The organism is Hydrogenophaga sp. (assembly GCF_050250835.1).
Taxonomy (GTDB): domain Bacteria; phylum Pseudomonadota; class Gammaproteobacteria; order Burkholderiales; family Burkholderiaceae_C; genus Hydrogenophaga.
Window position 1 is genome coordinate 293,375 of the sequence record NZ_JBFWNX010000001.1, and the last position, 19,314, is coordinate 312,688.

The 19,314-nt window shown below is 66.7% G+C and carries 15 protein-coding genes; 8 read left to right on the forward strand and 7 right to left on the reverse strand.

Annotated features, from left to right (window positions below; all coding sequences use genetic code 11):
- The first annotated feature begins 1 nt into the window (after position 1).
- Together AB7F11_RS01345 and AB7F11_RS01350 are read left to right on the forward strand one after the other, a co-directional pair.
- Complete coding sequence (locus AB7F11_RS01345) at positions 2-1,687, forward strand: AMP-binding protein (protein WP_428289870.1); 1,686 nt, start codon at positions 2-4, stop codon at positions 1,685-1,687.
- 34 nt (positions 1,688-1,721) lie between these two features.
- The gene (locus AB7F11_RS01350; protein WP_428289869.1) at positions 1,722-2,702 is read left to right on the forward strand and encodes an NAD-dependent epimerase; all 981 of its coding nucleotides are present in this window, start codon (positions 1,722-1,724) and stop codon (positions 2,700-2,702) included.
- A gap of 10 nt (positions 2,703-2,712) precedes the next feature.
- Here AB7F11_RS01350 and AB7F11_RS01355 read toward each other — a convergent pair whose 3' ends face one another.
- From AB7F11_RS01355 to AB7F11_RS01365, 3 genes are all read right to left on the reverse strand, one after another.
- Complete coding sequence (locus tag AB7F11_RS01355) at positions 2,713-3,189, reverse strand: low molecular weight protein-tyrosine-phosphatase (RefSeq protein WP_428289868.1); 477 nt, start codon at positions 3,187-3,189, stop codon at positions 2,713-2,715.
- Between the two features lie 67 nt (positions 3,190-3,256).
- Complete coding sequence (locus tag AB7F11_RS01360; RefSeq protein WP_428289867.1) at positions 3,257-3,565, reverse strand: H-NS family nucleoid-associated regulatory protein; 309 nt, start codon at positions 3,563-3,565, stop codon at positions 3,257-3,259.
- A gap of 69 nt (positions 3,566-3,634) precedes the next feature.
- Positions 3,635-4,630 (reverse strand): RluA family pseudouridine synthase, encoded by a 996-nt coding sequence (locus tag AB7F11_RS01365; protein WP_428289866.1) that lies wholly within the window; start codon positions 4,628-4,630, stop codon positions 3,635-3,637.
- Positions 4,631-5,225: 595 nt separating this feature from the next.
- Between AB7F11_RS01365 and AB7F11_RS01370 the strand changes: the two genes are divergently transcribed.
- Positions 5,226-8,237, forward strand: a complete 3,012-nt coding sequence (locus AB7F11_RS01370; RefSeq protein WP_428299801.1) for an Rne/Rng family ribonuclease — start codon at positions 5,226-5,228, stop codon at positions 8,235-8,237.
- A gap of 218 nt (positions 8,238-8,455) precedes the next feature.
- On the opposite strand, the gene AB7F11_RS01375 is transcribed toward AB7F11_RS01370, so the two are convergent.
- From AB7F11_RS01375 to hemC, 4 genes are read right to left on the reverse strand one after another with little or no spacing between them, the layout of a single operon-like run.
- Positions 8,456-9,748, reverse strand: coding sequence for a heme biosynthesis protein HemY (locus tag AB7F11_RS01375; protein WP_428299825.1), 1,293 nt, complete (start codon positions 9,746-9,748; stop codon positions 8,456-8,458).
- 23 nt (positions 9,749-9,771) lie between these two features.
- Positions 9,772-10,968 (reverse strand): uroporphyrinogen-III C-methyltransferase, encoded by a 1,197-nt coding sequence (locus tag AB7F11_RS01380; RefSeq protein WP_428291533.1) that lies wholly within the window; start codon positions 10,966-10,968, stop codon positions 9,772-9,774.
- The gene (locus AB7F11_RS01385) at positions 10,965-11,828 is read right to left on the reverse strand and encodes a uroporphyrinogen-III synthase (RefSeq protein WP_428291534.1); all 864 of its coding nucleotides are present in this window, start codon (positions 11,826-11,828) and stop codon (positions 10,965-10,967) included. Before AB7F11_RS01385 ends, AB7F11_RS01380 begins: the two co-directional genes overlap by 4 nt.
- A gap of 4 nt (positions 11,829-11,832) precedes the next feature.
- Positions 11,833-12,789 carry a hydroxymethylbilane synthase gene (gene hemC / locus AB7F11_RS01390; RefSeq protein WP_428299800.1) on the reverse strand — a complete coding sequence of 319 codons (957 nt, stop codon included), beginning with the start codon at positions 12,787-12,789 and terminating at the stop codon, positions 11,833-11,835.
- Positions 12,790-12,920: 131 nt separating this feature from the next.
- Here hemC and ppc point away from each other — a divergent pair, with 131 nt between their 5' ends.
- Genes ppc through AB7F11_RS01415 form a run of 5 tightly spaced genes read left to right on the forward strand, consistent with a single transcriptional unit; the run spans position 12,921 to position 19,289 of the window.
- Positions 12,921-15,719, forward strand: a complete 2,799-nt coding sequence (gene ppc, locus AB7F11_RS01395; protein ID WP_428291536.1) for a phosphoenolpyruvate carboxylase — start codon at positions 12,921-12,923, stop codon at positions 15,717-15,719.
- A gap of 43 nt (positions 15,720-15,762) precedes the next feature.
- Positions 15,763-16,617 carry a 3',5'-nucleoside bisphosphate phosphatase gene (locus AB7F11_RS01400; RefSeq protein WP_428291537.1) on the forward strand — a complete coding sequence of 285 codons (855 nt, stop codon included), beginning with the start codon at positions 15,763-15,765 and terminating at the stop codon, positions 16,615-16,617.
- 14 nt (positions 16,618-16,631) lie between these two features.
- Positions 16,632-17,267 (forward strand): L-threonylcarbamoyladenylate synthase, encoded by a 636-nt coding sequence (locus AB7F11_RS01405; protein WP_428291538.1) that lies wholly within the window; start codon positions 16,632-16,634, stop codon positions 17,265-17,267.
- A 47-nt stretch (positions 17,268-17,314) separates the two neighbouring features.
- The gene (locus tag AB7F11_RS01410) at positions 17,315-17,983 is read left to right on the forward strand and encodes a site-2 protease family protein (RefSeq protein WP_428291539.1); all 669 of its coding nucleotides are present in this window, start codon (positions 17,315-17,317) and stop codon (positions 17,981-17,983) included.
- A 13-nt stretch (positions 17,984-17,996) separates the two neighbouring features.
- Positions 17,997-19,289 carry a tryptophan--tRNA ligase gene (locus AB7F11_RS01415; RefSeq protein WP_428291540.1) on the forward strand — a complete coding sequence of 431 codons (1,293 nt, stop codon included), beginning with the start codon at positions 17,997-17,999 and terminating at the stop codon, positions 19,287-19,289.
- Positions 19,290-19,314: the final 25 nt, after the last annotated feature.

Consider the following 19,314-nt stretch of genomic DNA (forward strand, 5'->3'; position numbering starts at 1 on the left):
CATGAGCCAAGTTGCGCCCGAACTGCTGGCCCTGCAGCGCCTGTACCACTGGGAGAAGACCGCGCCCAACCGCGTGGCGCTCACACAACCCATGGGCGGCGGCGTGGTGCAAGATTTCACGTGGGGCCAGATCGGTGAACAGGTGCGCCGCATGGCCACCCACCTGCAATCGCAGGGTTGGGAGCCCGGCTCCAAGGTAGCCATCCTTTCGAAGAACTGCGCCTGGTGGATGATGAGCGACCTGGCGATCTGGATGGCGGGGCACGTGTCGGTGCCGCTGTATCCCACGCTGGCGGCCGAGACGGTGCGGCAGATCCTCACGCACAGTGAAGCCAAGGCCTGCTTCGTGGGCAAGCTGGACGGCTGGGAAGGCATGAAGCCCGGCGTTCCGGCGGGCATGCCCTGCATCAGCTATGCGCTCTCACCGGACGACGCGGTCAAGAACTACGAAAGCTGGGACGCGATCTGCGCGCGCAATGCGCCCTTGCAGGGCCAGCCGGTACGCGGCGCCAGCGACCTCGCCACGCTCATCTACACCTCCGGCACCACCGGCATGCCCAAGGGTGTGATGCACAGCTTCGGCAACTTCGCCTGGGCGCTCGACGCCGGCTTGAAACGCATCCCCATGTCGGGCGAAGACCGCATGCTGTCTTACCTTCCGCTCGCCCATGTGGTGGAGCGCATGCTGGTTGAACACGGCTGGCTGCGCACCGGCATGCACGTGTATTTCGCCGAATCGCTCGACACCTTCGCCGCCGACCTGCAACGCGCTCGCCCCACCATCTTTTTCTCGGTGCCGCGCCTGTGGGTCAAGTTCCAGCAAGGCATCCACCACAAGATGCCACCGGCCAAGCTCAATCGCCTGCTCGGTATTCCCATCCTGGGCGGCATCGTGCGCAAGAAGGTCATGAAGGCGCTGGGACTGGACCAATGCAAGTTCGCCGCTGGCGGCGCCGCGCCCATGCCGGTTGCGCTGCTGCAGTGGTACAGCAAGCTGGGCCTGCACATCAACGAAGGCTATGGCATGACCGAAAACCTCGCGCTCTCCCACATCACCGAACCGGGCAAGAACCAGCAGGGCACGGTAGGGCCGGTCTACGAAGGCGTGGAGCAACGCCTGGATCCACAGACCGGCGAAGTTCAGATGCGCAGTCAGGCGCTGATGATGGGTTACTACAAAGAACCCGAGAAAAGCCGCGAGTGCTTCACCGAAGACGGCTGGCTCAAGACTGGCGACAAGGGCAGCATCGACGCGCAGGGCCTGCTGCGCATCACCGGCCGCGTCAAGGACCTCTTCAAGACCGGCAAGGGCAAATACGTGGCGCCCGCGCCGATCGAAGACAAGCTGGTCATGCACGACGCGGTGGAAGCCTGCGTGGTCACGGGCGCCAACCTCGGCCAGCCGCTGGGCATCGTCATGCTCAACGCCGATGCAGTGACCCGCGTGGCGGACGCTGGCGCACGCGCCGAACTCGAAGCCTCGCTGGCCAGCCACCTCAGGGCCATCAATGCCACGCTCGATCCGCACGAGCAGCTGCAGTGCCTCGTGGTGGTGACCACCGCGTGGACGGTGGACAACGACATCATCACGCCCACCTTCAAGGTCAAGCGCAACCGCATCGAAGACCTGTATTCGAAGAACTACGAAGCGTGGGAAACGTCCGGAAAGAAGGTGATCTGGCAATAGGACGAGGTGACCCGGCGGCTAACATACCGCCACCATGCACATCCTCCTCACCGGCGCGGCCGGCTTCATCGGCATGCACACCGCCCTGCGCCTGCTGGCACGGGGCGACACGGTGCTGGGCATTGACAACCTCAACGACTACTACGACGTCTCGCTCAAGCGGGCGCGTCTGCAATCGTTGAGCGGGCATCCGGGCTTCAGCTTTCAACAGCTCGACGTGGCCAACCGCGCCGCCATGGCGCAGCTTTTCGCCGGGCCTCGCTTTGACGCCGTGGTGCACCTGGCCGCGCAGGCCGGCGTGCGGTACTCCATCAGCCACCCCATGGCGTACCTGGACAGCAACCTCGCTGGCTTTGGCCATGTCCTCGAAGGCTGCCGCGCCCAGCGACCGCAGCACCTCGTCTACGCGTCAAGCTCCAGCGTGTACGGCGGCAACACCAAGATGCCGTTCGAGGAGACCGACGCGGTGGACCACCCGGTGAGCCTGTACGCCGCGACCAAGAAGGCCAACGAGCTGATGGCGCACACCTACAGCCACCTCTATGAGTTGCCCACCACAGGTCTGCGCTTCTTCACCGTGTACGGTCCATGGGGCAGGCCCGACATGGCTTATTTCAGCTTCACCAGGGCGGTGCTCGAAGGCCGGCCAATCCAGGTGTTCAACCATGGCGACATGAAGCGCGACTTCACCTACATCGACGACATCGTCGAAGGCGTGGTCCGCGTGCTCGACAAGCCAGCCACGCCGGCATCCACCGGCGACGCGCCCTATCGCGTGTTCAACATCGGCAACCACGACCCGGTGCCCCTGCTGAATTTCATCGGCTGCATCGAGACCGCACTAGGCCGCCAGGCCGTCAAAGAATTCCTGCCGATGCAGGACGGCGACGTTCCCGCCACCTACGCCAGCACCGATGCCCTGCGCGACTGGGTGGGGTTTGCACCGGCCACTCCGCTGCAGGAAGGCATTGCGCGCTTCGTGAACTGGTATCGCGGCTACTACCAGCAGCCTTGATCAGCCACGCTCAGGCCAGTTCGAGCGCCACGCGCCGCAACACGCCCTGGCTGCCCCTTTCGCACAAATCCAGCACCGCCGAAAAGCCTTCAGCGTTGCCGTAGTACGGATCTGGCACCTCGTCGGGAGCCGCAAGGCCCGCGTAGTTCAGGAACAGGTGCAGCTTGTGCTGCTGGTCAGGCGGGCATTGCTGGCGCAGGTGGTCCAGGTTGTGCCGGTCCATGGCCAGGATCAGGTCGAAGGATTCAAAGTCCTGGGTGCGCACGCGGCGGGCGCGCTGCGTCTCGATCTGGGCATAGCCACGCGATCGCGCCAGTTCGATGGCCCGGCGATCGGGCTTCTCGCCCTGGTGACCGCCATAGGTGCCGGCCGAATCGACCTCCACCGAATGCGTGAGCTGCAGGCGCGCCAGATCGGCCTGCATCACGCTCTCGGCCAGGGGTGAGCGGCAGATGTTGCCCATGCAGACGACGAGAATCCGGTACATGCCGTCGAGGTTACCAAAGACAAAGGCCCGCCAGAGCGGGCCTTTGCATGCGCGGGCGATGGAAGCTTCAGATGAGGTAGCTGTCCAGGCTCTTGCCGGAAGCCAGCACGGCACGCACCCACTCGGGCTTGCGCCCCGGGCCACCGGCCCAGAGTTCGCCATTGGGTCCCCGGTATTTGGCAGGAGCGCCGGATTTGGATTTTCCTGATTTCTTGCCCGCGCCGGCGCTGCCGCCCAGATCGGCGGCGGTAATGCCGAATTGCTTCATCTTGGCCTTGATGTCGGCAATCACGGAAGAAATCTCGTTCTTGCGAGCCTGTTCGGCCTGCGCCATCAGGTTCTGGGCCTGCGCCATCAGTTCGGAATACGTTGCCATGGTGAATGTCCTTTATTGCGGGGTCGCTGCTTGAATTGTCCATTGCATCCCAGCGATGCAGGCGCAATTCTAATGAGGTTTCAGCGACGCCAGCCAGACCTGGAGCTCCGGAGGTAATTCAGTTTGTAACTCGATTGGCGTCGCCGCGACCGGATGCACCAATGCGAGGCGCCAGGCGTGAAGGAACATGCGCTTCAATCCTGAGCGCTGCAATTGGCGGTTCAGTTCGAAATCCCCGTATTTGTCGTCGCCCACAATCGGGTGACCGGCGCTGGCGAGATGCACCCGGATCTGGTGGGTGCGTCCGGTCTTGATGGTGACTTCCAGGAGCGTGAATCCATCGGGTGAAATGGCGGCCGGCTCACCCGGCGATGCCTGCCATCGGGACGCCACCTTCACCAGTGTCACCGAGCGCATGCCATCGGGGTCTTCGCGGCCGGTCACCCTCACGCGCCGCTCGCCATCGGGCAGCAAGAACTTGTGCAGAGGCTGGTCGAGCACCTTCAACCGGGCCGGCCAGGCACCCTTGACCAGCGCCAGATAGGTCTTGCCCGTGGAACGCTCGCGGAATTGATCCTGCAATGCCTTGAGCGCGCTCTTTTTCTTGGCAATCAGCAGCACACCACTGGTTTCGCGGTCGAGCCGGTGCACCAATTCAAGGAAACGGGCTTGCGGGCGAGCCTGTCGAATTTGCTCGATCACGCCGAAGCTCACCCCGCTGCCGCCATGCACGGCCACGCCAGCGGGCTTGTCGATCGCCAGAAAGGCATCGTCTTCGTGGATCAGGGGGAATTCGCGCGCGGGCGCAGGATTGGCCGCCTTTTCCTCGGCGCGCTCGGAAAGCCGAATCGGCGGAATTCGCAGCAGATCGCCGGGCGCGACCCGGTCATCGGCTCCCACGCGCCCTTTGTTGCGGCGCACCTCACCCGACCGAATGATGCGGTAAATGTGCGATTTGGGCACACCCTTGAGCATGCGGATAAGGAAATTGTCCAGGCGCTGGCCCGCCGACTCTTCGTCGACGGTGATCAGTCGGACTTCCGCAGGGGGCGGCTGGCTGGGCATGATGCGGAATTTGGCCACCACAAAGGGCGGGGAGCTGACTATAATGCGCCACACCCGTCGTGTGCCGTAAGTGATTGATTTGCTTTGAGTTTAAGCCAGTCACCGTGGGCAGAGGCCTGTTCTTGCCGGGCAAGAGGCCAAACGCGGGTGGGTTGCCACCCTCAGCACCCGGTTCTGGCGCCCCTGACTGTCGCATTGCAGCGTCAACCAGGCACGGCGCAGGATCGGTCGAAGCTGCGGGCGAATCCGCTGAAGAAAACGCGAACCCGAATACGGAATACCCCAATCGCCCAGCCTCGGAACGAGGCTGGGCGAGGACACAAGTGAAATCAGAGTGAGACCGGCCAGATCCATGTCGCTGACAGCCATCGAGCCATCCCTGTTCACCCAACTCCACGCGCCTACGCCCTGACCTGGCGGTTCGACGCGCGGCACCCCGGTGCCCGCCTGTGTTGAACGCCTCCCGCGAACCGCGGGTCAACGGCTCTCCGGCAATTCCTCCCTTCGTTCGCTTTTCCCGCAGGTTCACGGCGAGTTGGCGCTTCGGGCCCAAGGCCCGGGCGCTGTTGTGTGCTGGAACGAAGGAAAACGCATCATGAAACGCATGTTGATCAACGCCACGCAGGCCGAAGAGCGCCGCCTGGCGATCGTGGACGGGCAAAAGCTGCTCGACTACGAAATCGAAATCGAAGGGCGCGAACAGCGCAAGGGCAACATCTACAAAGCGGTGGTCACCCGGGTCGAACCCTCGCTGGAAGCCTGCTTTGTCGACTACGGCGAAGAACGCCACGGCTTCCTGCCGTTCAAGGAAATCTCTCGCCAGTATTTCGCCGCCGGCGTCTCGGTCAACCAGGCCCGCATCAACGACGTGATCCGCGAAGGCCAGGAACTGCTGGTGCAGGTGGAGAAGGAAGAACGCGGCAACAAGGGCGCGGCGCTCACCACCTTCGTGAGCCTGGCCGGCCGCTATGTGGTGCTGATGCCCAACAACCCGCGCGGCGGCGGTGTGAGCCGTCGCATCGAGGGCGAGGACCGGCAGGAACTCAAGCAGGCCCTCGATCAGCTCGAATACCCCAATGGCATGAGCATCATCGCGCGCACCGCCGGCATTGGCCGCGATGCAGCCGAGCTGCAATGGGACCTGAACTACCTGCTCAAACTCTGGAACGCCATCGACGGCGCCACCCAGGGTGCCAAGGGCGCCTTCCTGATCTACCAGGAATCGAGCCTGGTGATCCGTGCGATCCGCGACTACTTCAACAGCGACATCGGCGAGATCCTGATCGACACCGACGACATCTTCGAACAGGCTCATCAGTTCATGAGCCACGTGATGCCCGAGCATGGGCACCGCGTGAAGCGCTACCGCGACGACGCACCGCTGTTCTCGCGCTTCCAGATCGAGCACCAGATCGAGACCGCCTACAGCCGCACGGTGAACCTGCCGTCGGGCGGCGCCATCGTGATCGACCAGACCGAAGCGCTGGTGGCGGTGGACGTGAACTCGGCGCGCGCCATCAAAGGCGGCGACATCGAGGAAACCGCGACCCGCACCAACCTGGAAGCCGCCGACGAGGTGGCGCGACAGGCCCGCCTGCGCGACCTGGGTGGCCTGGTCGTGATCGACTTCATCGACATGGAAGAGTCGAAGAACCGCCGCGAAGTGGAAAACCGCCTGCGCGACGCGCTGCGCCAGGACCGTGCACGCGTGCAGTTCGGCGCCATCAGCAAGTTCGGCCTGCTCGAAATGAGCCGCCAGCGCCTGAAACCCGCGCTCAACGAAGGCGCTTCCATCCCCTGCCCGCGTTGCGGGGGCTCAGGCCATATCCGCGACACCGAAAGCTCGGCGCTGCAGATCCTGCGCATCATCCAGGAGGAGTCGCTCAAGGACAGCACGGCCGCCGTGCTGGTGCAGGTGCCGGTTGAAGTGGCCAGTTTCCTGCTCAATGAAAAACGCACCGAGATCACCAAGATCGAACTCAAGCAGCGCATCAGTGTGCTGCTGGTGCCCAACAAGTCGCTGGACACACCCAACTACAAGCTCGAACGCCTGAAGCACGACGACCCGCGCCTGGACAACCTGGACGCGAGCTACAAGATGGCCGAGGAAGTGGACGACGTCGCCAGCTTCACGCGCCGCAGCCAGGAACGCACCAACAAGCAGGAGCCGGTGATCAAGGGCGTGCTGCCCGATGGTCCTGCCCCCGTGGCCGCACCGCGCCCCGAGACTGCGGTGGCTCCCGTGGCTGCCGCGCCCCAGCTGGCCAAGCCGGCACCGGTGGCGCCCGCCCCCGCGACAGCCGAAAAGGGCTTCTTCGGCCGGCTCAAAAGCCTGTTCGGCGCCGAAACGGCGCCCGCCAAGCCCACCACGCCGATCGTGGTGCCGCCAGCCACGGGCAAAAGCGGTGCGCGTGAAGAACGCGCCGATGGCCGCCGTGATGTTGGTCGTGATGGTCGAGGTCGCGGTGGCCGCAACGGCGGCTCGGAAGGCCGTGGATCGCGCGAGGGCCGCGAAGGTAGCCGCGGTGGCCGTGGTAGTGAGGGCCGCCCGGTGGAAGGTCGTGGCGAGGGCCGCGGTGAAGGCCGCGGTGTTGAAGGCCGCGGTGAAGGCCGCCGCAATGAGCCTCGTGGCGAGGGCCGTGGCGAGGGCCGCAACCGCCGCGAGGGTCGCGGCGAGGGCCGCCGAGACGCAGCACCGGTGGAAGCCAGCGGCGCAGTTGCCGCGTTGCCCGTGGCCGCGCCGACCGCTGAAGGTCAGGCGCCCGAGCAAGCCGAGGGACAGCGCCGCGAGCGTCGCCCGCGCGGCGACAACCGCCGCCGCACAGGCAGTGAGCAGGGTCAGGACGTCATCGCCGCTGCTCGAACGGAATCCTCCCCGGATCTCGCCGCCAACGAAGCGGGCGCCGACGCGGCCCTCGATGCCGCACCGCGTGAAGGCGAGGCCGAAACGGGCGCACCGCGCACGGGCCGCAACCGCAACCGCGATCGCTATGGACGTGATCGCCGCGAGCGCGCTCCACGCGAAACCGAAACGCCAGCCGAAGCCGACACGGATGCCCCGGTGACACAACCGATGGCCTACGAATCCCCGGCCGATGAAGCCGCGGCGGCCGCCTACGAAGCACCGGTGCGCAGCTACTTCAGCATGCCCACCCAGGACGCTGCGCCAGTGAGTCAGAACACCCCCTCGGCGGAAGCGGCATCTCCCCGCGTCCCGGTGGAGGCTGTGGCGCCGGTCGTCGCACCTGTGCCCCTTGTGGAGCCGGTCGCACCGGTCGCGGTGGCCCCTCGCCCCCGCCCCGCGCCGCCAGTGGCAGCGCAGGTCGTGCAGTCGCCTGCAGCCCCGACCGCGCGGGCGCTGCCCAAAGTGCAGTCGTATGCACTGTCGATCGACGAACTCCAGCAGGTGGCCCAGGCCAGCGGTCTGGAGTGGGTCAACTCCGACGCGCACAAGGTGGCTCAGGTGCAGGCTGCCATCGCCGCCGAACCCAAGCCGATCCATGTGCCGCGCGAGCCCCGCCCGCCAGTGGTGATCGACGAAGGTCCTCTGGTGCTGGTGGAAACGCGCAAGGACCTGCGCAACATGACGCTGCCGTTTGAAGGGTAACTCCCCTCTGCGCCGCTGACGCGGCTTCCCCCCTCTCTGGCGCGCCTGTCGGCGCTGGGGGGGGGGACGACAGCTTGGGCCGGCATGGCCGGACCCTTGCTGTTTCTCGGTTGGCGCGGCTTCATGCGGCGCCAGTCTTCCTCCTGGCGTCACATCCCATTTTTTAGAGCGCGTGCCTGCGTCCAGAGATGCCGCGTCGGCGGCGCAGGGGGGTGTCTTCAGTCCAGCAGCGCTGCGTGTTTCCACGCCGCCTGCGCAGCGGCTGCGTCTCCGCGTTCTTCGGCCAGTTCCGCCAGGCCCCGCCAGGCTCGGCGCAACAGGCCGGGATCGCGCAGGCTGTGGCTGGCCTGTCCCAGCATTTGCGCAGCCTTGCCCCACAACTGACGACGCAGGCAGGCCTGGCCGGCCAGGTACTGCAGGTTGGGGTTCTGCGGCATCTGGCGTTGCAATTGCTCCAATTGCGCCAACCCTGCTGCGTCCAGCTGGTCAAGACCGGGCTCGAGAGCCAGGACCAAGTGGCGTTGCTGGGCGGGGTTCAGGGTGTCAAAGATCGGCCACAGCGGGTCCAGCCAGGCACGCACGCGTTGCGCTGCGGCCAGTCGATCCGTTTCTTGGTTGCCGTCGATTCGCTCGCCTTCCGCGAGCAGGTTGGCACGACGGGCCGCGGCCAGAGCCAGTTCGGGCATGGTGCGCTCGTCGGCGTCGAGGTCGTTCCAGACCGCATCCAGCTGGGCGAGGTCGTGCGCTTCGTTCAGCGCATCGAGCGCGAGCCCGCGCACGATGCTGCGCGATGCCTCGGGAGAAAAGGCGCGGTGCTTGGCCAACAGGCGCGCGGTTTCCAGGGCTTCGCCGGAAGCCCCACCCAGACGTGCGATGCGCAGCTTCAGGCGCAGCGCGACGATGCGTCGGCCTGCGCCCTGGGGAAGTTCGGCAAGGCGGCTGCGTGCAGCGTCGCCATCGCGGTCCTCCACAGCCCAGCGCACCGCGCGCAGCAACGCGCCTTCGCGCGCATCGGGCGCACTTCGGGCGAGCCGGGGGCTGAGCGCGGCCTGCAGATTTTCATCGCGCCGATCGCGGTTCTGGAGCGATTGAGCGCTCTCGGCCACCAGCAGATGGGCGAGCAATTGCATCTGGTCTCGGCGTGGCCACTGTCCTGAGGGCACGGTCCGGAGTTGATCCACCGCCTGCTGTGCGGCGGACTGGGCCCGAACGAAGCGCCCGGCAAGCTGGTGGGAGAGCGCGTCGAGCACATGGCCCACGACCACGCGCTCGATCTGCTGGCTGCGCCAGCGCTGAGCCTGGGCTGGCAGGTCGCGCAGCATCGCGAAGGCTCGCAGGGCGACATACAGGAGCACAAAGCCGACGATCAGGCAGAAGACGGCAAAGTTGAAGGAAACGTCGAAGCGGTAAGGCGACCAGAACAGCGTGAGCGAGGCTTCGTTGCGGCCCACGAGCAGCGCCAGCGCCACCGCCAGGGCTGCCAGCCCGAGCAGCCAGAACACGCTGCGCATGGCACCGCCTAACCGCGCAGCCATCAGCGTCCTCCAGCGGCCGCGTTCAGCGCCGCCAGGGTTTCTTCTGGTCGAGGCAGGTCGCTCTCGACCAACTCTTTGCGAAGACGACTCAGGGTACCCTGGGCCTGCGCGATGGGCGCGGCCGAGGTGTCGAAGTAACGCGCCAGTGCCGATTCCACCGCGATCAGGTCTGCCTGGCTGGAGCGCATGTGACGGGCCAGCAGGCCAAGCCGCGCATTGAGCAGCTTGAGCTTGAGGTTCTCGCGCAGGAAAAGCGCCTGGTCGGGCGCGAGCAGGAGGGCCTCGGGGCGGTCGATGCGGCTGACGCGCACGAGCTCGCGGCTGCTGCGCGAGACATCGGCCAACATGCGCTCCCACAGGCCCGCCCACCAGATGGATAGACGCGCACCCCAGCCCGGTGGCGTGCCGTCAGCGGTCGGCTCGTTCGCGCGGCCCTCGAGCGCAGGCTCGACCGCAGGAGGTGCGGACGCTGGCGCGGGTGCCACCGCAGCCGCTTTGCGCGCCATCGTTTTGGGCACCATCACCGGGTGGCCGGGGCCGACCTGGTTGAGCAGCGGCCAGTCGTCGATCTGGCGGGCCAGTTCGTCGAGTTGCTGGACGAGCGCGGGGATGTCGGCCAGCGCGGCACCGCGAATGCGGTCGATGTCTCGCGCGATTGCCCTCTGCACCGGATTCAGGCGCGGCTGGGCGGCACGGGCAATGCGTTGGTCGGCCGCCTGCAAGGCGGAAATCAAGGGCTGCGCACTGCCTGTGAGCTGGGCGTGCTGCTGCGCCAACCGAACCGCCGACTCCAGGTCCTGCACGAGGTTGTCGTCGCGCGAGCGCGAGAGCGAGAGCATGAGTTCTTCGAGCTGGCTGCGCTGCAGGCTCACTTCGGACAGGCGCAGCTCGGCCACCGCGAGGCGGGCCTGCAATTCCTGCGTGAGCGCCTCGGCCTGCTCGGCGTAGCGGCGCGCGTCACTCGCCAGGTTGGCGGATTCCAGTGCGCGGCGGGCCATTTCCTGCTGGGTCAGGTTGAACTTCTGCCAGAGCAGGCCACCGAGCACGAGCGCCAGCACCGCCAGCGTGACACCCAGCAAGGCCACGCCCCGCCCGACACGCGGCGGAGGGGGCGGTGCCGCCACGGGCGCGGAGGGACTGGAGACAGCCGGTTCGGCTGGCGGAGGCGGAGTGAGGTCGGGAGGCGTTGCGCTCATGGTCGGTTCCATGTCGATTCTAGGGCGCTCAGCACGTCGCTCAGCGCAGGCCGTGTCACCAACACCCGGGTGAAACCAGCCTCTCGCGCGTTCTCGCCGATTCGAGGGTGCGTGACGAGCGCCGTGGTGTGCGACCAGTCCGGGGAGGGCTGGAGGTCGCGCAGCGGCAACAGTGCTTCGGAACTGCTGAACAACCACGCGCTACCGGCTTCGCTGGCCGAACGGATCAGGGCTTCATCGGCGAGCGTGAACCCGGGCGGGCGCCGCACGTAGGCCACGCAGCCTTCGACCTGCGCGCCCAGTGCAAGGCATTGCCGGATCAGCCAGTCGCGCCCGTTGCCGGCGACGTCGCTCACGTCCGGCATGCTCCGGCCTGGCGAGGCGCCACGAACGATCAGCACGAGGCGACCCGGCCCCACTTGCGTGGCCACCTGGGGCCACAGGTGCTCGGAGTCGAACTGAGCCGCGTCGGCTGCGGGGGAGTCGATCCGGTCGGCGTCCATGCCCAGGGTATCCAGTGCTTGAGCGAGCAGCCTGGCAGTGCCTGGTCCTGGCGCCCAGAAGCGCGTGCGCAGATTGGGCACCGGCGATGCGACGCCGGCCGCAAAGAAATGGCTCACCGCCGCACCGCTCACGAACAGGATGGCGTCGGCCTGGGACCAGTGCGTGCGCCAGTGTTCCAGGCGAGCCCGCTCGTCGGACGTGTCGGGTGGCCCGAGGTGGATGAGAGGCAGCGCGTGGGCCGGCCAGCCTTGCGCCTGCAAGGCGCTCACCCAGGCCTGGGCCTCAGGCATCGGGCGCGTGACGATGAGTCGTTCCAGCCGACGTGCATCGGCCGCCGGTCGTGGGGTCGAAGCCAAGGAATCAGGCCTCCGCCAGCGGCGGCTTCGCACCCGCCGCGCGCAGGTCGCCCGCCACACGCTGGCCCAGTGCCTCGGCGTCCGCCAGGGACCGCACCGCCGACTGGCCCTCGACGCGGACCACCGACTGCCGGCCTTCGGGATCGCCCCAGGCCGCTTGCAGCCGCAACTGGCCGGCCTCGCCCCATTCCGCATACGCCGCCAGCGGCATCGAGCAACTGCCTCCCATGGAACGCGAGACCGTGCGCTCGGCCGCCACGCGCTGCCAAGTAGGCGCGTGCGCCAGCGGCGCTAGGGCGGCCAGCAGATCGGCGCGATCCGCCCGCACCTCGATGCCCAGCGCGCCCTGGCCGGCAGCGGGCAGCGATTCGGCAGGTTCAAAAATGTGACGGATGCGAGCCGCCAGACCCAGGCGCTTGAGCCCGGCGGCTGCGAGCACGATGGCGTGGTACTGGCCTTCGTCGAGCTTGCGCAGTCGGGTGTCCAGGTTGCCGCGCAACGGTTCGATGCGCACGTCGGTCCGGCCCGCCTGGTCCAGTGCTTCGCGCAGCAGCACAAGGCGGCGCAGGCTGGAGGTGCCGACCACCGCCTGGGCGGGCAGTTCGGCCAGGCCCGCACAATGCGGCGACACCCAGGTATCTCGTGGGTCCTCGCGCTCCATCACGCAGGCCAGTGCAAAACCGCCCGGCAGATCCATGGGAACGTCTTTGAGCGAATGCACGGCCATGTCGGCACGTCCTTCTTCCAGCGCGACTTCGAGTTCCTTGACGAAGAGGCCCTTGCCACCCACCTTGGACAAGCTTCGGTCCAGAATCTGGTCGCCCAGCGTCGTCATGCCCAGCAGCGTCACACGGTGGCCCAGTCTTTCCAGCAGCGCCTTGACGTGCTCGGCCTGCCACAAGGCGAGCCGGCTTTCGCGGGTGGCGATGGTGATGGCCTGTGGAGCAGCACTGGTGGACATGGGCAGAGGGTGCGTCTGCCGGGCCGGAACACCTGCGTGATTCGGTACCCGGCTGGTAACTGGAAGGATGATTTTGGATGCTAGCATGGTCGTTTGCCGCAGCGCCGGCCTCACTCCTTCCTCCCCCTGCCATGACGCGCAAGCCCAACCGCACCGACAAGGATCAGCCGCTGATCGAGGACATCCGACTGCTCGGACGCATCCTGGGAGACGTGATCCGCGAGCAGGAAGGCCAGGCCGCCTACGACCTGATCGAACAGATCCGCCAGCTATCGGTGGCGTTCCGGCGGCACGACGACCAGTCGGCCGACAAGGCGCTGAAGAAGCTGCTCAAGGGGCTGAGCGGCGACCAGACAGTGAGCGTGATCCGCGCCTTCACCTATTTCAGCCATCTGGCGAACCTCGCAGAAGATCGCCACCACATCCGCCGCCGCGCGGTGCACGAGCGCGCGGGTGACCTGCAGGAAGGCAGCCTGGCGCGCACCCTGCAACGCCTGCACAAGGCCGGCATCGCGCCGGCCGAGGTGGTGCACACGCTGGCGCAGAGCCACATCTCGCCCGTGCTCACCGCGCACCCCACCGAGGTGCAGCGCAAGAGCATCCTGGACGCCGAGCGCGCCATCGCACGCCTGCTGGCCGAGCGCGACGAGCGCGACATCCTGCCGCGCGAACGCAGTGACAACGAGGCGCAGATTCGTGCTCGGGTGACGCAGCTCTGGCAGACGCGCTTGCTGCGCTTCACCAAGCTCACGGTGGCTGACGAGATCGAGAATGCGCTGAGCTATTACGAGGCGACCTTCCTGAGCCAGATTCCGCGCCTCTACCGCGAACTCGAAGACGGCCTGGGCCAAGTCGAGATTGCGCCCTTCCTGCGCATGGGCCAGTGGATCGGCGGCGACCGCGACGGCAACCCCAACGTGACCGCGCCGACGCTGGAACTTGCGCTGAACAGCCAGGCCGAGATGGTGCTGCGCCACCACCTCACGCAGTTGCACCACCTGGGCGCCGAGCTTTCCGTCTCTGCCATGCTGACCAGCGTGAGCCCGGCCATGCAGGCGCTGGCCGAGCGATCGCCCGACACCAACGCGCACCGCCAGGACGAACCCTACCGGCGCGCGCTCACCGGCATGTACGCGCGCCTGGCTGCCACGCTCAGGCGGCTCACCGGAGGTGAAGCGGCGCGCCACGCCGTGGCCCCGCAGGATCCCTACACAAGCCCGGACGAACTGCTGGTGGACCTGCGCACCATCGAGGCATCGCTCAAGGCCCACCACGGCGAGGCGCTGGCCCGAGCCCGGCTGGCGCCGCTGATGCGCGCGGTGCAGGTGTTCGGCTTTCATCTCGCCACGGTGGACCTGCGCCAGAGTTCGGACAAGCACGAGGAGGTGGTGGCCGAGCTGCTCGCCGCAGCGCGCATCGAAGCGAGCTACTCGACGCTGGACGAAATGAGCAAGCGCGCCGTGCTGCTGCGCCAGCTCAACGACGCACGGCCGCTGCGCGTGCCCGGCGTCACCTACTCGGCGCATGCGCTGGGCGAACTCGCCATCTTCGACACCGCACGCAGCGGGCGCCAGCGCTTTGGCCCCCAGGCCATCCGCCACGCCATCATCAGCCACACCGAGACGGTGAGCGATCTGCTCGAAGTGCTGCTGTTGCAAAAAGAAGCCGGCCTGATGCGCGGCACGCTCGATGCCGACGCGACCAGCGACCTGATCGTGGTGCCGCTGTTCGAAACCATAGAGGATCTGCGCAATGCGGCACCCATCATGCGCGAGTACTACGCATTGCCTGGCGTACGGGCCATGGTGCAGCGCGGCTCGGCAGACGGCTACTGCGAGCAGGACATCATGCTCGGTTACTCCGACAGCAACAAGGACGGCGGCATCTTCACCAGCAACTGGGAGCTGTACCGCGCAGAGATCGCGCTGGTCGAGCTGTTCGACAAGCTGAACGAGGAAAGCCCGCCAGCCATCCAGTTGCGGATGTTCCATGGCAGGGGCGGCACCGTGGGCCGCGGCGGCGGCCCGAGCTACCAGGCCATCCTTGCGCAGCCGCCGGGCACGGTGCGCGGGCAGATCCGCCTGACCGAACAGGGCGAAGTGATCGGCTCCAAGTACGCCAACCCCGAGATCGGCCGGCGCAACCTGGAAACGCTGGTGGCTGCCACACTTGAGGCCACCTTGCTGCAACCCACGCGTGCTGCACCCAAAGCCTTTCTGGAAGCAGCCGACGAAATCTCGCGCCAGAGCATGACGGCCTACCGAGCGCTGGTGTACGACACGCCACGCTTCGCCGAATACTTCTTTGCCGCCACGCCAATCCGCGAAATTGCCGAGCTCAACATCGGATCGCGCCCCGCCTCGCGCAAGGCCACGCAGAAGATTGAAGACCTGCGCGCCATTCCCTGGGGATTCAGCTGGGGCCAGTGCCGACTCACGCTGCCGGGCTGGTACGGCTTCGGCTCGGCGGTGCATGCCTTCCTGCACCGCGATGGCGCCAAGGGCGTGGCGGCCCAGAAGGCGCTGCTGCAGAAGATGGTGAAGCAGTGGCCTTTCTTCAGCACGCTGCTCTCCAACATGGACATGGTGCTGGCCAAGAGCGACCTGGCGCTGGCCTCGCGCTATGCCGAACTGGTGGACGACAAGCGCCTGCGCACCAAAGTGTTTGCCGCCATCGAATCCGAGTGGCACCGCACTGCTGCAGCGCTGGCGCTCATCACCGGCGAAAAGCAGCGCCTGGTGAACAACGCCGCGCTGCAGCGCTCCATGCGCCATCGCTTTCCTTACATCGACCCGCTGCACCACCTGCAGGTGGAGCTGGTGCGGCGCTACCGGGCCGGCGAGAACCAGGCCGACCGCGACGAGCGGGTGCGGCGCGGCATCCACATCTCCATCAACGGCATTGCGGCCGGGTTGCGCAACACGGGGTAGCCGCGGCGAAGCACGGTGATTCTGCAAAACCTAGAATGACACGGTGAACACCCTGACCAACGCCGACCTGCACTGCCACTCCGTCGTTTCCGACGGCACCCTCACGCCCGAGGCGCTGGCGCAGCGCGCCAAGGCCAATGGGGTGGAACTCTGGGCCCTGACCGATCACGACGAACTGGGCGGCCAGGACCGCGCCATGGCAGCCGCCCGCGAGCTGGGCCTGTCCTACCTCACCGGCACGGAAATCTCGGTTTCATTTGCCGGCATCACGGTGCACATCGTCGGCCTGGGCATGGACCACAGGAACGAAGCCCTGCTTACAGGCTTGCGCGCCACGCGCGGCGGACGCGAAGAGCGCGCACGCGAAATGAGCGACGATCTCGCCCGCCTGGGCCTGCCGGGAGTCTATGAAGGGGCGCTGAAATACGTGGGCAACCCCGAACTGATCTCGCGCTCGCACTTCGCGCGCTATCTGGTGGAGATCGGCGCCGCCAAGGACACCAACGAGGTGTTCCGCAAGTACATCACCGAGGGCAAGCCCGGCTTTGTGCCGCACCGCTGGGCAGCGCTGGGCGACGCGGTGCGCTGGATCACCGGCGCCGGCGGCGTGGCCGTGATCGCCCACCCTGGGCGCTACAAGCTCACGCCCACCGAAGAATTCGCGCTGTTCACCGAGTTCAAGGCCCATGGCGGCCGGGGCGTGGAGGTGATGACCGGCGCACATGGCCAGGCCGATTACGTGAAGTACGCCGGCTACTGCCAGGAATTCGGACTCGCCGCCTCACGCGGCAGCGACTTCCACAGCCCCGAAGAGAGCCACACCGACCTCGGCCTGCTGCCCGACCTGCCAGGCAGCGTGACGCCGGTCTGGGAACTGCTGGAGTCGCGCATCCAGTAGGTTCGCGCCCAGCCATGTCCCAGTACTTCGACGTCCATCCCGAGAACCCGCAACCGCGACTGCTCAAACAGGCGGTGCAGTTGCTGGAACGCGGCGGCGTGCTGGCCGTGCCCACCGATTCCAGCTACGCCCTGGTCTGCCACCTGGACGACAAGGCCGCCGCCGACCGCCTGCGCCGCATCCGGCAGGTGGACGACAAGCACCACCTCACCCTGCTCTGCCGCGACCTGAGCGAACTTGCCAGCTACGCGCGGGTGGACAACCGGCAGTACCGCCTGCTCAAGCTGGCCACGCCCGGCGCCTACACCTTCATCCTGGAGGCCAGCAAAGAAGTGCCCCGGCGCGTCAGCCATCCGTCTCGCAAGACCATCGGCCTGCGCGTGCCCGAGCACCGGACCCTGCAAGCCTTGCTGGACCTGCACAACGCGCCCTTGCTGGCCACCACGCTGATCCTGCCTGAAGAGACCGAGCCACTGAACGACGCGCACGATATCCGCGAGCGTCTTGAGCACGAACTGGCCGGTGTGATCGGCGCGGGCGCCTGTGCGCTGGAGCCCACCACGGTGATCGACCTCACGCCCATGGGCACCGGTGGCGAGCCCGAGGTGCTGCGCACCGGCCAGGGCTCGCTGGCGGCGCTCGGCCTGTAGCCGCGCGCTCTGGGACAATACGCGTTTGCCCGACGCCGCCCCACCCCATGGATTTCGCCCAGATTGTTCAGACCGTCGCCCTCTACGCCATCCCGGTGCTGTTCGCCATCACGCTGCACGAGGCGGCGCATGGCTACGCCGCCAAGCGTTTTGGCGACAACACCGCCGAGATGCTGGGGCGCATCACCCTCAACCCCATCAAGCACATCGACCCGCTTGGCACCATCGCCATGCCGCTGCTGCTGTATTTCGCCACCTCAGGCGCTTTCCTGTTCGGCTACGCCAAACCGGTCCCGGTGAATTTCGGGCGCCTGCGCAATCCCAAGCGCGACATGATCTGGGTCGCCCTGGCGGGCCCCGGCGCCAACCTGTTGCAGGCGATCGGCTGGACCGTGCTGTTCTATCTGCTGCTTTCTGCGGGAGTGGAAGAACCTTTCTTCCTCAAGATGTGCCAGGCCGGCCTGCTCGTGAACCTGGTGATGTTCGCTTTCAATCTTTTCCCGCTGCCACCGCTGGACGGCGGCCGAATCCTGGTGGGCCTGCTGCCCTGGAAGCAGGCCGAGCTGGTGTCTCGCGCAGAACCTTGGGGCTTCTTCATCGTCATGGCGCTGGTCATCACCGGCGTGGTGGGCAACCTCTGGCTGCGCCCGCTCATGATGCTCACCGGCAGCGCCATCGAAGTGCTGCTCACGCCTGTTCGCCTGCTGCTGCTCTGATCCGAATCCGTTCATGAAAACCCAACGCGTCCTCACCGGCATCACCACCTCGGGCACGCCCCACCTGGGCAACTACGTGGGTGCCATCCGACCCACCGTGCGCGCCAGCCGCCTGGCCGAGGTGGAAAGTTTCTACTTTCTGGCCGACTACCACGCCCTCATCAAGGTGGGCGAGCCGGCGCGCGTGCAGCGCTCGACGCTGGAAATTGCCGCCACCTGGCTGGCCTGCGGGCTCGACCCGGAGCGCGTGACCTTCTACCGCCAGTCCGACATCCCTGAAATTCCCGAACTCACCTGGCTGCTCACCTGCGTGACGGGCAAGGGCGTGCTCAACCGCGCCCACGCCTACAAGGCCTCGGTGGACAAGAACACCGCTGCTGGCGTGGACCCCGACGCCGGCGTGACGGCCGGCTTGTTCATGTACCCGGTGCTCATGGGCGCAGACATCCTGATGTTCAACGCACACCAGGTGCCAGTGGGCCGCGACCAGATCCAGCACATTGAAATGGCGCGCGACATGGCCGCCAGCTTCAACCACCTCTATGGCGAACATTTCACGCTGCCCGAAGCCGTCATCGAGGAACACGTGGCCACCCTGCCCGGCCTCGACGGCCGCAAGATGAGCAAGAGCTACGACAACACCATCCCGCTGTTCGCGCCGCGCGAGCAATTGAAGAAGCTCATCATGGGCATCGTGACCGACTCGCGCGCGCCCGGCGAGGCCAAATCCACCGAGGGCTCGGCCCTGTTCCAGCTGTACCAGGCCTTCGCCTCGGCCGAGGAAACCGCCGCACTGGCCCGTGCCTACGCCGACGGCATCGCCTGGGGCGACGCCAAGCAGGCGGTGTTCGAACGGCTCGATCGCGAGATCGCGCCCATGCGTGTGATCTACGAACAATTGATTCAGGACCCCGCCCGCATCGAGAAAACCCTGCAGGCCGGCGCCCGCAAGGCACGCGCCATCGCCACCCCCTTCACCGCACGGCTGCGCGACGCGGTGGGTCTGCGCCGGCTCGACAGCGCCCCGACCGGGACGAAGGAAAAGTCGGTCAAAACCGCCGCGCCCGCGTTCAAGCAATACCGCGAGAGCGACGGCCTGTTCTACTTCAAGCTGCTGGACGCCGCCGGGCAATTGCTGTTGCAAAGCAGAGGCTTTGAAACACCGCGCCAGGCAGCCCAGGCCATTGCCGGCCTCCAACAACTTGGCGTTGCAGCATTGGATTCGATGCAACCCCAATTGGCCGAGCAGGCCGACCCCGATGCCTTGGCCGCGGCCCTGGCGCATTTTCAGCCCCCCGCGGCCTGAAGCGGCCAACGCGCCAGGCCCCACC